At 74.4% G+C, this 14493-nt stretch carries 10 protein-coding genes and 1 pseudogene; 5 read left to right on the forward strand and 6 right to left on the reverse strand.

Features of this window, described 5'->3' with window-relative positions; all coding sequences use genetic code 11:
* Positions 1–69: 69 nt before the first annotated feature.
* From E1283_RS17485 to E1283_RS17500, 4 genes are read right to left on the reverse strand one after another with little or no spacing between them, the layout of a single operon-like run.
* Positions 70–1071 (reverse strand): FecCD family ABC transporter permease, encoded by a 1002-nt coding sequence (locus tag E1283_RS17485; protein ID WP_243744907.1) that lies wholly within the window; start codon positions 1069–1071, stop codon positions 70–72.
* Between the two features lie 32 nt (positions 1072–1103).
* On the reverse strand, positions 1104–2162 hold the full coding sequence (locus tag E1283_RS17490; RefSeq protein ID WP_132818996.1) for an iron-siderophore ABC transporter substrate-binding protein: 1059 nt from the start codon (positions 2160–2162) through the stop codon (positions 1104–1106).
* A 34-nt stretch (positions 2163–2196) separates the two neighbouring features.
* The gene (locus E1283_RS17495) at positions 2197–3996 is read right to left on the reverse strand and encodes an ABC transporter ATP-binding protein (RefSeq protein ID WP_132818997.1); all 1800 of its coding nucleotides are present in this window, start codon (positions 3994–3996) and stop codon (positions 2197–2199) included.
* On the reverse strand, positions 3993–5657 hold the full coding sequence (locus E1283_RS17500; protein ID WP_132818998.1) for an ABC transporter ATP-binding protein: 1665 nt from the start codon (positions 5655–5657) through the stop codon (positions 3993–3995). The genes E1283_RS17495 and E1283_RS17500 overlap by 4 nt, the downstream gene beginning before the upstream one ends.
* Before the next feature lie 249 nt (positions 5658–5906).
* On the opposite strand from E1283_RS17500, the pseudogene E1283_RS17505 reads away from it, so the two are divergent.
* Both E1283_RS17505 and E1283_RS17510 read left to right on the forward strand, forming a co-directional pair.
* A pseudogene (locus tag E1283_RS17505) lies at positions 5907–7354 on the forward strand (hypothetical protein).
* Complete coding sequence (locus tag E1283_RS17510) at positions 7351–8217, forward strand: ARPP-2 domain-containing protein (RefSeq protein ID WP_132818999.1); 867 nt, start codon at positions 7351–7353, stop codon at positions 8215–8217. Before E1283_RS17505 ends, E1283_RS17510 begins: the two are co-directional and overlap by 4 nt.
* Positions 8218–8227: 10 nt before the next feature.
* Here the strand turns inward: E1283_RS17510 and E1283_RS17515 are convergent, their stop codons facing one another.
* On the reverse strand, positions 8228–8701 hold the full coding sequence (locus E1283_RS17515; protein WP_165956158.1) for a nucleoside 2-deoxyribosyltransferase domain-containing protein: 474 nt from the start codon (positions 8699–8701) through the stop codon (positions 8228–8230).
* A gap of 61 nt (positions 8702–8762) precedes the next feature.
* On the opposite strand from E1283_RS17515, the gene E1283_RS17520 reads away from it, so the two are divergent.
* Positions 8763–10223: an O-antigen polymerase gene (locus E1283_RS17520; protein ID WP_132819001.1), complete on the forward strand. Its 1461-nt coding sequence runs from the start codon at positions 8763–8765 to the stop codon at positions 10221–10223.
* Between the two features lie 17 nt (positions 10224–10240).
* Here the strand turns inward: E1283_RS17520 and E1283_RS17525 are convergent, their stop codons facing one another.
* Positions 10241–10990 carry a TetR/AcrR family transcriptional regulator gene (locus E1283_RS17525; protein WP_132819002.1) on the reverse strand — a complete coding sequence of 250 codons (750 nt, stop codon included), beginning with the start codon at positions 10988–10990 and terminating at the stop codon, positions 10241–10243.
* A gap of 166 nt (positions 10991–11156) precedes the next feature.
* Between E1283_RS17525 and E1283_RS17530 the strand changes: the two genes are divergently transcribed.
* A complete protein-coding gene (locus E1283_RS17530; protein ID WP_132819003.1) occupies positions 11157–13370 on the forward strand; it encodes an MMPL family transporter in 2214 nt (737 codons plus the stop codon).
* A gap of 91 nt (positions 13371–13461) precedes the next feature.
* On the forward strand, positions 13462–14493 hold a 1032-nt coding region (locus tag E1283_RS17535), incomplete at its 3' end, for a M28 family peptidase (RefSeq protein ID WP_132819004.1).

Consider the following 14493-nt stretch of genomic DNA (forward strand, 5'->3'; position numbering starts at 1 on the left):
CCTTCGGACGGACCCACCTCGTGGGCCGCGAGACGCACTTCATCGACTTCTCCAACGAGTTCCGCGGCTTCACCCGCGAGTGGAGCGAGTCGCTGCGCTACAGCTGGGGCCGCCGACGAAGGCGACGAGCACGCCGGCCTGGATCTCCAGGGGGCGGGCGACCAGCCGGCCGGCCACGTCGGCGAGCAGCAGCAGGACGGGCGCCAGCGCGGCCGAGACGGGCAGCAGCCAGCGGTGGTCGGGGCCGATGCCGGCGCGTTGGGCGAGGATCCTCGCGACGTGCGGCACGACGAGTCCGACGAAGACGACGGGGCCGATCAGGGCGACGGCGCCGCCGGTCAGCAGGGTCACGGCGAGGACTCCCTGGACCCTGACGAGTCCGACGCGGCGGCCGAGCGAGGTGGCCACGTCCTCGCCGAGGGCCAGGCTGTTGAGCGAGGGCGCGCAGGCGAGGGCGAGCAGCGCGCCGACGAGGAGCAGCGGCAGCACGAGGCCCAGCCCGCCGGCGTTCTGTCCGCCGAGCGAGCCGGCGGCCCAGAACCGGTAGCGGTTCAGCGCGTCGGGGTCGGTGAGGACGATGCCGCTGGTGAGGGAGGAGAGCAGCGCGGTGACGGCGACGCCGGCGAGGGCCAGCTTGACCGGGGTAAGACCGGACTGGCCGAGCCTGCCGAGCAGGTAGACGGCGACGCCGGCGACCAGCGCCCCGGCCAGCGCGAACCAGATCCGGCCGCCGAGCGTGCCGAGGCCGAACACCCCGGCGGCCAGCACGACGCCGAAGGCGGCGCCGGCGCTGATGCCGAGGATGCCGGGGTCGGCGAGGGGGTTGCGGGTGAGCGCCTGGAGCAGCGCCCCGGCCAGGCCGAGGGCGGCGCCCACCGCCAGGCCGAGGGCGGTGCGCGGCACGCGGGACTCCCAGATGACGGTGTCCACCCGGGCGTCGGGGGCGTCGCCGAGCAGGGTGCGCACCACCTGGTCGGGTGGCACGCTCAGCGCGCCGAACCCGATGGACAGCAGGCAGGCCACGGCGAGCGCGCCGACCAGCCCGGCCACCAGGGGGACGCGCCCGCGCACCGCACCACGCGCCGCACCGCGCACCGCACCGCTCACTGCGCGGCCGGGACTTCGGTGGCCGGGTCGCCGTCGACGGCGGCGGCGAGCTGCGGCACCAGCTGGTCGAGGACGTAGGGCAGGCTCAGCACGCTGGAGAAGCCGTAGGCCACGCCGAAGTCGCTGTTCTCCTCGACGAAGACCTCGCGGCCCTCGGTGACCACGGCCAGGTCGCGGTAGAGCGGGTCCTGGTGCAGCTGCTCGGCGCCCTCCTCGGGGTCGGGCACGCTCCACACGATGGCGCCCTGGTCGAGGAGGTCGGTGCGCTCCTCGCTGATGTTGGCGCCGAACTCGGCGCCGATGACGGCGTCGACGTCGGCCGGGTAGGTGAAGCCCAGGTCGGCGAGCATGCGGCCGCGCGGGTCCTCGCTGCCGAAGACCCAGTACCCCTCGTAGGGGGAGGCAGGGATGGCGGTGGCGTCGGCGAACTCCGGGTGCGCGGCGCGGGCTTCGGCGAACCGGGCGTCGACGTCCGCGATCAGCCGCTCGGCCTCGTCGGCGTGGCCGAGGATCCGGCCGATGGTCTCGGTCTGCTGCCGCCAGGGCACGCCGTAGTCGACGTACTCGCCGGGCTGGGCCACCACGGGGGCGATCTCGGAGAGGCTGTCGTACTGCTCCTGGGTGAGGCCCGCGTACTGGGCGATGATCACGTCGGGCTGGAGCAGGGCTATCTCCTCCAGCTGGGGCCCGGTGCCGGTGTCGGTGAGCAGGGTGGGGAGTTCGGCGTCGCCCAGCAGGTCGGTGGCCCAGGGGCCGAGGGCGGCCTCGTGGGTGCCGTACCAGTCGGTGGTGCCGACGGGGACGGTGCCGAGGGCGAGCACCGCGTCCTGGTCGGTGAGGCCGACGGTGACGACCCGCTCGGGCTCCTCCTCGACGGTGGTGGAGCCGTACTTGTGGTCGATGGTGACGGGGAAGGCGCCCTCGGTGGCGTTCGTGTCGTCGGGCGCGTTCGAGCCGTCGGAGCCCTCGGAGTCGGAGTCCGAGCCGCACGCGGTCAGGGTGAACAGGGCGGTGGCGAGGGCGGCGGCGGCCAGCCGTCTGGGGGTGCGGTGCATGGGTTCGGGTTCCTTCGGTTCCTGCGGTCGGGGATCAGCGGGTGGTCCTGTGGTCTGACCAGGCGTCCCAGAGGGCGGCGTATCGCCCCCGGGCGGCGCGGAGTTCGTCGTGGGTGCCGGTCTCGACGACGCGTCCCTCGGACATGACGACGATCCGGTCGGCGGTGGCGGCCTGGGTGAGCCGGTGGGCGACGACAAGGGCGGTGCGGCCGTCGAGCGCGCGGTCGGCGGCGCGTTCCAGCGAGCGGGCGCCGGTGCTGCCGGCCTCGGCGGTCGCCTCGTCCAGCACGACGATCGGCGGGTCCGTCAACACCAGGCGGGCCAGGGCGAGTTGTTGGGCCTGGGCCGGGGTCAGCGGGTGGCCGCCGGCGCCGACGACGGTGTCCAGGCCGGTCGGCAGCGCCTCGGCCCAGCCGAGGGCGCCGACGAGGTCGAGCGCGGCCCGCAGTTCGGCGTCGGTGGCCTCGGGGCGCGCCAGCCGCAGGTCGTCGGCGAGCGGCCCGGCGAAGACGTGCACCTCCTGGGTGACCAGGCCGACGGCGCCGGCGCGGCGGATCCGGCCGGCGGCCGGTCGGTGGACGCCGGCGATCAGCTTGGCGAGGGTCGACTTGCCGGCGCCGCTGGCGCCGACCAGGGCCACCCGCTCCTTGGGGCGCAGCGCGAGGTCGATGTCGCGCAGCACGGGCCGGCCGGGCTCGTAGGCGTGGTCGAGTGCGGTGACGGCGACGGTGACGTCGCCCGGGGCCGTGGGCGGGTCGACCGGGACGGGCTCGGGCAGCCCGTGGTGGGCGACGCCGACGATCCTGGCGAGGCCGGCGCGGGCGCTCTGCGCGTCGTCCATCAGCACCAGGGCGGCGTTGACGGGCGTGAACAGGCTGTGGAAGTAGAGGGCGGCGGCGGTCGCGGTGCCGATGGAGGCCGAGCCGTCGCGCACCAGCACGAATCCGGTGATCAGGACGGCCGCGAGGCCGAGGAACTCGGGGATGTGCAGCCGGGTGTAGAAGCTGATGACCAGGCGGACGCCGCGCAGGGTGAGGCCGCGCGCGTGCAGCGAGCTGTCCTCGACGCGCGCGGTGTGCCGGGCGTGGTGGCGGAAGGCACGGACGGTGCGGGCGCCGCCCAGGGTTTCCAGGAGCCGCTGCTGCACGCCGGCGACGGCGACCCGCTGCCGGGTGTAGAGGGGCAGCGCATGCCGCAGGTACCAGCGGGCGGTGTGGACCTGGAGCGGGACGGCGACCAGCGCGGCGAGCAGGAAACGCCAGTCGAGCAGGGCCAGGGCGCCGAACGTCAGGACGATGGCGAGGGCGGAACGCGCCAGCTCGGGCAGGGCGTTGCGGACGGCCTGGGCGACGAGCGTGACGTCGCCGGTAACGCGGGCGGTCAGGTCGCCCGATCCGGCGCGTTCGAGTTGGTCGAGGGGGAGCCGCAGGGCGCGGTCGACGAAGCGTTCCCGTAGCCGGGCGAGGGTGGTCTCGCCGAGCCGGGAGACCAGCACGAGGCCGTACGCCAGGGCGCCGCCCTGGACGACGGCGACGGCGGAGAGCAGCACGACGAGCCAGGTGAGGTCGCCGGCCGGGCGGCCTTCGGCCACGACGTCGACGGCCCGGCCGAGCAGCGGCTGGGTGAGCAGCCCGACGGCGGTGGCCGCGGTCAGCACGGCGACCGCGGAGAGGGTCAAGCCCCGGCGCGGGCGCAGCAGTTCACGGACGGCGGCGCGGAGCTCGGCGGGCGTGGCGACGGGCAGCCCGGCGCTCTCCTGGGTGGGCTGGTCGGCGCTCTCCCGGGTGGGCTGGTCGGCGGTCCGCTCGACGTGCTCGCGGGGGGACTCGGTCATGAGAGCACCAGCCGCTGGTAGTCGGGGTGGTCGCGCAGCAGGTCGGCGTGGCGGCCCTCGGCCGTGACGCGGCCCGCCTCGTCGAGCAGCAGGACCCGGTCGGCGATGGCCAGCAGGGTGGGGCTGGTGGTGACCAGGACGGTGGTGCGGCCGTGCCGGAGGTCGCGGATGCCGGCGGCGATCCTGGCCTCGGTGACGGCGTCCACGGCGGTGGTGGGGTCGTGGAGCACGAGCACCGGCGGATCGTCGGCCAACGCCCTGGCCAGCGCGACGCGTTGCCGTTGGCCGCCGGAGAGTGCCCGGCCGCCCTCGCCGGCCTGGGTGTCCGCGCCGAGCGCGTCGGCGCCGGCGGCGGCGAGGGCGGCGGCCTGGGCGGCGCCCGGCACGTTGTCGGCGACGGTGCCGGAGAAGAGGTCGGCGTCGTGCGGCGCGACCAGCACGGCGGCGCGCAGTGCGGCGGGGTCGAGGGCGGTCAGCGCGGTGCCGTCGAGGAGCAGGGTGCCGCCGGCCGGGTCGGTCTCGCGGCCGAGGCAGCGCAGCAGGGTGTCGGCGTGGGCGGGGTCGGCGACCGCGAGGCCGAGGAGTTCGCCGGGGTGGGTGGTGAGGTCGAGGGCGCGCACCGCGTCGTGGTCGAGCGCGCGCACCGCCAGCTCGCCGCGCACCGGCGCGGCGGGCGGTTCGCCGCCCGGCTCCACGGCCCAGGGGGCGGCAAGGACGTCGGCGACCCGGGCGGCGGAGGCGCGGCCCTGGGCGAGTTCGGTGTTGACCCAGGCGAGGGTCTGGAACGGGGTGAGCAGGAAGAGGGCGAGCCCGAGCGCGGAGACGAGTTCGCCGAGGCTGATGTCGCCGCTGGCCGCGAACCGGCCGCCGACCAGGGCGACGAGGGCGACGAAGACGCCGGTGACGGCCAGCGTGACGCCCTGTTGGCCGGCCTCGGCGCGGGCCGCGCGCAGCGTGGCGGCGAGCGAGTCCTCGCTGATCCGGCGGTAGCGGTCCGTGGCGGCCGTCTCGGCGCCCAGGCCCTTGAGCACCCGCAGCCCCGAGACCAGGTCGGCGGCGACGCCGGAGGCGAGGGCGGCGGCCTCCTGCTCGGTGGCGCTGCGGCGCTCCAGTGGCTTGCTCAGCAGGTGGCCGAGCCAGAGCAGCACGGGGGTGCCGAGCAGCACGAGCAGCCCGAGCGGCAGCGAGATGCGCAGCAGCGCGACGGACCCGACCAGCAGGCCCATCAGCGCCCCGAAGCCGAGCACGAGGGCCATCAGCACGACGCCGACGCGGCGGGCGTCCTCGGTGGCGACGCTGGCGAGGGCGCCGGGCAGCCGGCCGCGTTCGGCGCCGCCGGCCGGGTGCAGCACGCGGCGCACCAGGTCGACGCGGAGCTCGTGGGCGGCGGTCTCGGCGGCGCGTTCGCCGATGCGGGAGCCGAAGCGGAAGCTGAAGGAGAGCACGAGGTAGCAGACGCCGAGCGCGCCGAGGAGCAGGACCAGCGCGCCCGAGTCGCCCTCGGCGATGGCGTGGTCCACGATGACCCCGATCAGCATCGGGGTCAGGGCCTCGCCGGCCTGGTGGCCGGCGCCGAGCAGGGCGCTGCCCACCAGCCGCCGCCGTTGGCCGACCACCGCGCGCCGCAGCACGTCCCGACCGGTCACCACGCCTCCCGTCATTCCGTTCCGAACCATCGACACAGGACCGAAATCAGACTTCGGTAAGGCTAACCTAAGCGTCGGCGGTGAAATACCCGGGTGCGCCCGGCGGTCCCGGTGCTACGGTCGGCTCGCCGGCCGTGGGACTCCGGTACGACTTCCGGAACCTCCCCCAGGCCTGGCGGCCTGGGAGGTGCCCCCACGCTGAGCGACACTTCGCTGTTCGTGCCCCCATTCCCCGGCCGGCTCCAGACGGGCGGAGGGGGTCCCATGGCGGTGCGAGGCGACGTCGTCGCCACCGAGGACGTGCTGCTCTTCGTCAACGCGGCCATCACGGCGACCGGGCAGCGCGAGTTCCACGCGGACGCGGACCGGCAGCGGCTCTCCCTCGACTTCCTGCACGCGTACATGCTGGTGAACTACCGCGAGCTGTACGCCGCGACGCTGGCGCTCGGCATCAACCACCACAACACGGCACTGATCGCGCGCCGCCTCCTGGAGACCCCGGACACCATGGCCCCCGCCGAACAGCGGTGCGTCGAAGGCCGGTTGATCGGGCGGGCGCTGCGCGCGCTGCCGCCGCAGCGGGCGTACCGGCTGTTCGCCGGGCTGGCCGCAGCGGGCGTCAACAACCGGCGCGCCCGCGCCGTCACCCGGGACTGGCTGGCGGCCCGCCCCGACCTGGCCTTCGACGCCGTCAAGTACCGGGGGCTGCTGAAGACCGCCGTGCGGCACGCGCATCTCCGGCTGCCGGACGAGGAGTTGGGCGCCTTTCTGTTCGCCCCGCACCGCCGGCGGACCTTCACCACCCCGATCTTCGAGACCTGGCGGCGGGCGCACCACGACCGCTCCCAGGTGTTCGAGCTGCCCTACACCGTCGCCGAGGGCCTGGCCGCCCGGCACGGCATGGACCGGGCCGCGTTCCTCGCCGGGATCGCACCCCGGATGACGCGCCTGGAGCGGCTGCGACTGCGCGAGACCACCGGGGACCGGGACCGGGCCGCGCTGGCCGGCCTGCCACTGACCAGGATCGCGAGCTACGTGCTCTCCCTGCCGCTGGACGAACGGGCGGCGCGGCGCGCCGAGTTGACCGGGGCGCTGCGCGCCGCCGCGCGCCGGGTCGCCGGCCGGCGGGCCGGCTGGGGCCGGACGGTCGCGGTGCTCGACGACAGCTTCTCCTCGTACGGCTCGGGCACGAAGCGCCGCCGGCCGCTGGCGGTCGCGCTGGCCGCCCACTTCCTGCTGGAGGCGCTGGCCGGCGACGCGTACACCGGCCTGTGGACCTCGGGCCGCCGGGACCCGCTGCTGACCCACCCGCTGGGCCCGACCCCGCTTGGCATGGGGGCACCTCCCAGGCCGCCAAGGCCTGGGGGAGTGTGCTCGACGCGCTGGAGCTGGCCCCGGAGCGGCTGCTGATCGTCTCGGACGGCTGGGACAACGCGCCGGCCGGGCTGGCCGCCGAGGTGCTGCGGGTGTGGTCGGCGCGGTTCGACCCGGCCGGCCGCACCGAGATCATCCACCTCAACCCGGTGTACGACGCCGACGACTTCACCGTGCGGTCGCTGACGCCCGCGGTGCCCACGGTGGGCATCAGGGACGCCGACGACCTGCCGGAGCTGGTGGAGCTGGCCCGCTTCGCGCGCGGCCACACCGACCTGGCCGCGCTCCGCGCCCATCTCACGGCGCGGGTGGCGGCCTTCCTCGGGGAGGACGCATGACCACCCTGGAGACGCCCACCCGGCTGGACCTGACCGGCCTCACCACCGGCCCCGCCCAGGTCTGGGGCGGGGTGCGGCTGGTGCCGCTGCTGCGCGAACGCCCCATCGAGGACCTGCGGTTGAGCCCGCGCGCCTACGGCGAGGCGATCGGCCTGGTCGACGTGGACGGCCGTCGGGCGTACGCGGCCTACATCCCGCACGGCTACGTGGCCAGCTGGACGCGGGACGGCTCCCCCGCCGCGTCCTACGGCACCCAGCTGGCGGACGGCCGCACCGCCGGCACGGACCGGGCGGCCCCGGTGGAGTGCCTGCCGCTGCACTTCCACCGGCGGATGGCCCGCCGGGAGAGGGGGAACCGGCTGCGTTTCCTGCCGCTACACCTGGCCGTCGAGGGGTATCTGGCGCTGCACTTCGGCGGCCCGACCATCGTCTGGGACGAGTGGGCGCGGCGGGCCGTGAACCGCGGCCTCTCGCCGCGCGTCGAGCGGGCCGAGTGGGCGGCGTTCCACGACGAGACGCTGGCCGGTGGGCTGCTCGGCCCGGAGTACGCCTTCCAACGGGTGTACCGGCTGGGCCGGTTCAGCCTCTGGCGCTTCCTGCCGCCGTTCCAACGGCGGGCGGAGAACCACATCGGCGAGTGTGTCCTGGACAGCGCCGGCCGGCTGGCCTACCTGAAGACCTTCCGTCTCTCCGAGGCGCAGGTCAGGCGCGGCCACCTGCTCGACTCGCTGGCCGCCCACGACTGGCACCTCGCCGACACGGCCGGGGCGCTCGGCATCACCACGGAACAACTCGCACAACGCGTCGAGCACGCCGGCTTCGGCGCCCTGCTCGTCCACCGCCGGTCCGGGTACCGGCCGTAGGGCGCGTCCGTCACCCGCCGACCGCGCGCCGGGCCGCCGCCACCGTCGCGGCGAGCGTGTCGTGCACCGTCGACCCCGGCCGGACATGGCCGAGTTGGATCCGCACGTCGGCCGCCCGGGGATAGCCGGGGTCGGCGCCGACCGCGATCCGGCGGCCCGGCGTCGCGGCGGCCGCGCCGAGCTCGTAGAGGGTGATCGGCTGCACCGTCACCGCCGGATCGCAGGCCGGGAACCAGAACAACGTGACGTCGGCGGCCCGCAGATGGTGGAACTCCCAGGCGATCTGGACCTCGGTCGCCGTCGGGTCGCGGACGTCGAAACCGGCCCGGCGCGGGTTGAACACCGTGAGGTCGCGCAATGCCTGCGCCGCCTCACGCTGCCAGTCGGGGCAGTGGCTGATCCCGCCGGCCAGGAACACCGAGGGCGGGTCGTCGGGCCGGGGCTCGTGGTAACGCGGGGCCTCGACGTAAGGGCTGACCGTCATGTCCGCCATCCTGCCCCGGCGCCGCCAAGCCCTAGACTGAGCGCCCGAGTTCGAGGGGTGGATGCCGGTGGCGGTCGAGGTCACGGGGCGGGCGCGCGACGTGTCGGGTCGGGCGGTGCTGTCACGGCCCCTCTCGGTGCCGTTGATCGGCGGACTGGTGGGCGTCCTGCCCCTGGCGGTGGCCGCGCAGCCGGGCGAGGGCGTGCGGGACACCACCTTCTGGCTGCAACTCGTCGTCGCCGGCTACGCGGGCGTGCGGCTGTGCGCCATGGTGCTCTCCGGCCGGCGGCGGCTGGTGCAGGGCGCGTTCTGGCTGTTCTGCTACCTGGCGATGGGCATCGCGCCGCTGGCCCAGTCGGTGCTGGGCCGCGACCCGACGCCGGTGCTCGGGCCGCGCGGCGACACCCAGTTGGCCACCGTCCTGGTCCTGGTCGGGATGGTCGCCTTCGACATCGGCGCGGTGCTCGCCACCCACCGGCCGGCGACCCGGGGCAGCCGGCGCCCGCCGGCCACCGTGCACCGGACCAGGCTCTATCTGCTGGTGATCTTCGCCTATCTCGCCAGCGCGCTGCTGATCGTCCAACTCGGCGGCCCCGCCGTGTTCTTCGCCAGCCGGCAGGAGATCAGCGCCACCCTCAGCGAGGCCACCGGCACCGAGACCGGCGGCGAGGCGGGCAACGCGCTGCTGCGCGGCTTCGGCACGGTGCCCGCGATGCTCGCGCTGCTGTTCCTCACCCGCTGGATGGTGACGTCCCGCCGGGCCCGCCGCCAGCCGTCCGTGGTGCTGCCCTGGGCCGGCCTGCTGGTGATCAACACCATCGTCAACAACCCGATCTCCAACCCCCGTTACTGGTTCCTGACGGTGCTGTTCGCACTGCTGTTCACCGTCTTCCCGCGCAGCCCCGTCATGTACCGGGCGGCGCTGGCGCTCGGCGTGGTGATCGCGCTGCTGGTCTTCCCGTTCACCGACCGCTTCCGCTACGACGAGAACGGGCGGCAGCCGGTCGAGGCCCAGTCGTTCATGGAACCGCTGGTGATCAAGGACTACGACCAGGTCGGCATGTTCGCCAACACCATCACCTACGCCGCCGACGGCAACGGGCACACCTACGGCCGCCAGGTGACGGGCGCCGCGCTGTTCTTCGTGCCGCGCGACATGTGGTCCGCGAAACCGCAGGACACCGGCTTCCTGGTCGGCGGCTGGATGGGCACCAACAGCGCCAACCTCTCCTCCCCGCTCTGGGCCGAACTCTGGCTGGACTTCGGCCCGTTGGGGATGACCGCCGGCTTCCTCGGGATCGGCTACCTGGCCGCGAGGACCGACCGTGGCTACGTCCGCCGGACGCTGGACGACCCCTCGCCGGGCAACGTGCTGGCCGTGGTGGCGCCGGTGCTGGCCGGCTACAGCTTCATCCTGCTGCGCGGCTCGCTGCTCCAGGCGTCGGGCCGGATCGGGATCGCGGTGCTCTGCCTGCTGCTGGTGACCACCTTCCGGCCCGGCCGGCGGAACCAGCTGTACTGAGCGGACCCGGACCGGGCCTAACTCCCGGCGATCCGGCGGTGCACGTCGTCGAGCAGATGCCGCATCGCCATCCGGAAGACCTCGGCCTGCTGGCGTTCGCCGATGAACGAGGTGTGCCCGAACACCTCCAGACTGACGAGGCCGTGCAGATGCCCCCAGGCGCTCAGCAGGAGCGCGGCCGCGGGCGGCGGGAGCGCGGCCGGGTCGTCGGGACGCATCTGCTCGGGACTCGCCAGGAGTGACGGCGGGAGTTCGGGGATCTCGGCCGCGGCGAGCCGCTCCGGGGTGAACCCGCCGAACAGCTGGCGCTCGAAGATCGCGCTCATCCGGCGGACGGCCTGGGTGGTCGGCCCCTCGACCGGTGCCGCGTAGTACCTCAGCGGGGCCCCGTAGAGGAGTTGGAAGCGCTCGGGATGGGCGAGGGCCCAACGCCGGTAGCCCTCGGCCGCGATCACCAGCCCCGGCAGGTCGGCGTCGCCCTCCGGGGGGCTCTCGACGGCCGCCCGCACGGCGTCCGTCAACTCCTCGTACGCCTTGGCGATGAGCGAGGTGACCAGGGCGTCGCGGCTGGGGAAGTAGTGGTAGAGCGCCTGCACCGTCATCCCCAGGTCCCTGGCGACCGCGCGCAGGGACAGGGCGTGCGGCCCGTGCTCGGTGATGTGCCGCTCGGCCGCGGCCAGGATCTCCCGCACGGCGACGGCCCGGCGCCGCTCGCGCAGCGGTGAGGGCCGGGTGGGCGGCGGCGCGCCGCGGTGGTCGGCTGGCATGCGACGACCTTATCGCCCGTTCGGAAAATCTGACACTGCCAAATTCCGCGCCGCCTCGCTAGCGTCGTCCCCGGCGGCTCCGCCCAACCCCCCTCCGTGTCAACCCGGTTGAGGCATGCCGGTTTTCGTCCTTTTTCCCTGTTAATGCGCAAAGGAGATCGTGCGCGTGTTTGATCGCATAGCCGAGCTGGCGATTCGCCGGTCGCGGCTGGTACTCGTGGTGGCGGCCCTGGCCGTGGTCCTGATGGGGGCCGTGGGCGCGGGCGCGTTCACCAAGTTGTCGGGGGGCGGCTTCGACGATCCGGCCTCCGACTCGACCAGGGCCGACGAACTGATCGAGGAGAGGTTCGGCGGGCAGAGCAACCTGGTGCTGCTGGTCGACGCCGCCGACGGCGACGTCGACTCCCCCGCCGCCCGAGGGAGCGGCGAGGCGCTGGTGGCCGACCTCAGGGCGGAGTCCGCCCTGGAGAACGTGGTCTCGTACTGGGACACCGGCAGCCCCACGCTCCGCTCCGCGGACGGCGGCCAGGCCATGGTGCTCGCCCATGTCACGGGCGACGAGACGGAGTCGCAGGAGAACTCCGAGGCCGTCATCGACGCCTACACCGGCGCGTACGGGGACGGACTCACCGTCCGGGCCGGCGGCGGCGCCGCCGTGAACAAGGACATGACGGCCCAGGTGGTCGACGACCTGCTGCTGGCCGAACTGATCGCCATCCCGCTGACGCTCGTCCTGCTGCTGTTCGTCTTCGGCAGCGTGGTGGCCGCCGTGCTGCCGCTGGTCATCGCCGTCATCGCGATCGTCGGCTCGTTCGCCACGCTCTCCCTCCTCGCCGACGTCACCGACGTCGCCAGCACGGCGACCAACCTGACCACCGCGCTGGGCCTCGGACTCGGCATCGACTACGCGCTGTTGATGATCAGCCGGTTCCGGGAGCGGCTCACGACCGCGGCCGACGTGCCGGAGGCCGTCCGGCACACGGTGCGCACCGCGGGCCGCACGGTGGTGTTCTCGGCCGCCACGGTGGCCATCGCGCTCGCCGTGCTCCTGCTCTTCCCGCAGTACTTCCTGCGTTCCTTCGCCTACGCCGGGGTCGGCGTCGTGCTGATCGCGGCCGTCGGCAGCCTGTTCGTGACGCCGGCCCTGCTCGCCCTCCTCGGGCGCCGGGTGAACAGCGGGCGGATGCCGTGGGCGAAGCCGGGGCGCTCCGACAGCCGGGGCACCCTGTGGGGGCGGCTGGCCGCCACCGTCATGCGCCGGCCGGCGCTCACCGCCCTGCCGGTGCTCGTGGCGCTGCTGCTCACCTCGGCCCCGCTGCTCGGCATCGCCTTCGGCATGGCGGACGAGCGGGTGCTGCCCGAGGACGCCGAGAGCCGCCAGGTCTCCGCGGCGCTGCGGGAGAACTTCGACGGCAACGACGAGGCGGCGATCCACGTGGCCGTCGACGGGCCGGTGGCAGAGGCCCCGTTGGACTCCTACGCGACCCAACTCTCCGCGCTCGACGGCGTCATCAGGGTCGAGGCGTCCACCGGCACCTACGTCGGGGGCGGGCCCGCGACGGCCGGCCCGGGCGACGCGGCCCTCGGCCGCCCCGACGCGCAGCGGCTCACCGTGATCGGCTCGGCGCCCTCGCAGTCGGACGAGGCGCAGCGCCTGGTCCACGACGTGCGGGCGGTCGCGCCGCCCTCCGAGGCACGGCCCCTGGTGGGCGGGCGCGACGCCCAACTGGTGGACTCCAACGACTCCATCGCCGGCCGGCTCCCGGTCGCCGTGGCCCTGGTGGCGCTCAGTACCTTCGTCCTCCTCTTCCTGTTCACCGGCAGCGTGGTGCAGCCGCTGCGCGCGCTGGTGCTCAACCTGATCAGCCTGGGGGCGGCCGTCGGCGTGATGACGTGGATCTTCCAGGACGGCAACCTCGCCTCCCTGCTCGGCTTCACCCCGCAGCCGATGGACACGACGATGGTCGTGCTGATGTTCTGCGTCGCGTTCGGCCTCTCGATGGACTACGAGGTGTTCGTGATCAGCCGGATCAAGGAACTCCACGACCAGGGCGCGGACACCGGGTCGGCGGTGGCCGACGGCCTCGGCCACACCGGCCGCATCGTGACCGCGGCGGCGTGCCTGCTGGCGGTCAGCTTCTTCGCCTTCGGCACGGCGCAGATCAGCTTCATGCAGATGTTCGGCCTCGGCAGCGGCCTCGCCATCCTCATCGACGCCGTGGCGGTACGCGGCGTCCTGCTGCCCGCCGCGATGCGGCTGCTGGGCCGCTCGGCCTGGTACGCGCCGCGCGCGCTGCGCAGGGTCCACGGGCGGTTCGGCCTGAGCGAGGCCGCGCCGGCGGCGGAAGCGCCACCGGTGAAGCTTCCCTCCCGGGTCTGACGCGCCCTCTCCCCCGGACGCCGTGTCCCTGCCCGCCGGCGGGCAGGGACACGGCATTGCCTATTCGCCATGCTCACGTCACGATGGGCAGATGCCTCGCCCCTTACGCGCCCTGAGCGCCGCCTTCGCCTGCCTCGCCGTGACCACCGCCCTGACCGGAGCGACCACCGCCCCGTCCCCGGCCGTCGCCGCGCCCGACATCCCGCTGGCCGACGTCCTGGGCCACCTCGCGGACCTGGAGGCGATCGCCGCCGCCAACGGCGGCAACCGGGCCCACAACCGCCCGGGTTACGCCGCCGCGCTCGACCACGTCGAGGGGCTGCTCGCCGACGCCGGCTACCGGACGGAACGCCAGGCGTTCGACTACGGCGGCACCACCGGCTACAACCTGCTCGCCGAGTGGCCGACGGCGGCCTCGGACGAGGTGCTGATGGCCGGCGCCCACCTGGACTCGGTCGGCGCCGGCGCCGGCATGAACGACAACGGCTCGGGCTCGGCCGCGCTGCTGGCCACGGCGCTGGCCGTGGCCGAGGCTGACGCCGCCCCGGACCGCCGCCTGCGGTTCGCCTGGTGGGGCGCCGAGGAGTTGGGCATGGTCGGCTCCCGCGCCTACGTCGCGGACCTGACCACCGCCGAACGGGCCGGCATCGCCGGCTACCTGAACGTCGACATGGTCGCCTCCCGCAACGCGGGCTACTTCGTCTACGACGACGACGCCGAGATCGAGGCGGTGTTCACCGACTGGTTCGACGCCCGCTCCATCCCGACCGAGGCGTCCACCGAGGCGGACGGCCGCTCCGACCACGCCCCCTTCGCCAACGTCGGCATCCCGGTCGGCGGCCTCTTCACCGGCGCCGGCAACGTCAAGACCACCGCGCAGGCCGCCCGTTGGGGCGGCACGGCCGGCCAACCGTTCGACCCCTGCTACCACCGCGCGTGCGACACGGGCGCCAACCTCAACACCACGGCCCTCGACCGCAACACGGACGCGTTGGCCCACGGGGGGCGGCAAGCGCCTCTTCGGACTCGACGAGATCACGGCCTTCACCCACCAGACGCTCCCGGGCGGGATGCGGGACACGACAGTCACGTTCGAACTGGAGCACGTGCTGTTCATCCGCCC

Source organism: Streptomyces hainanensis, from assembly GCF_004348415.1.
GTDB lineage: Bacteria > Actinomycetota > Actinomycetes > Streptomycetales > Streptomycetaceae > Streptomyces > Streptomyces hainanensis.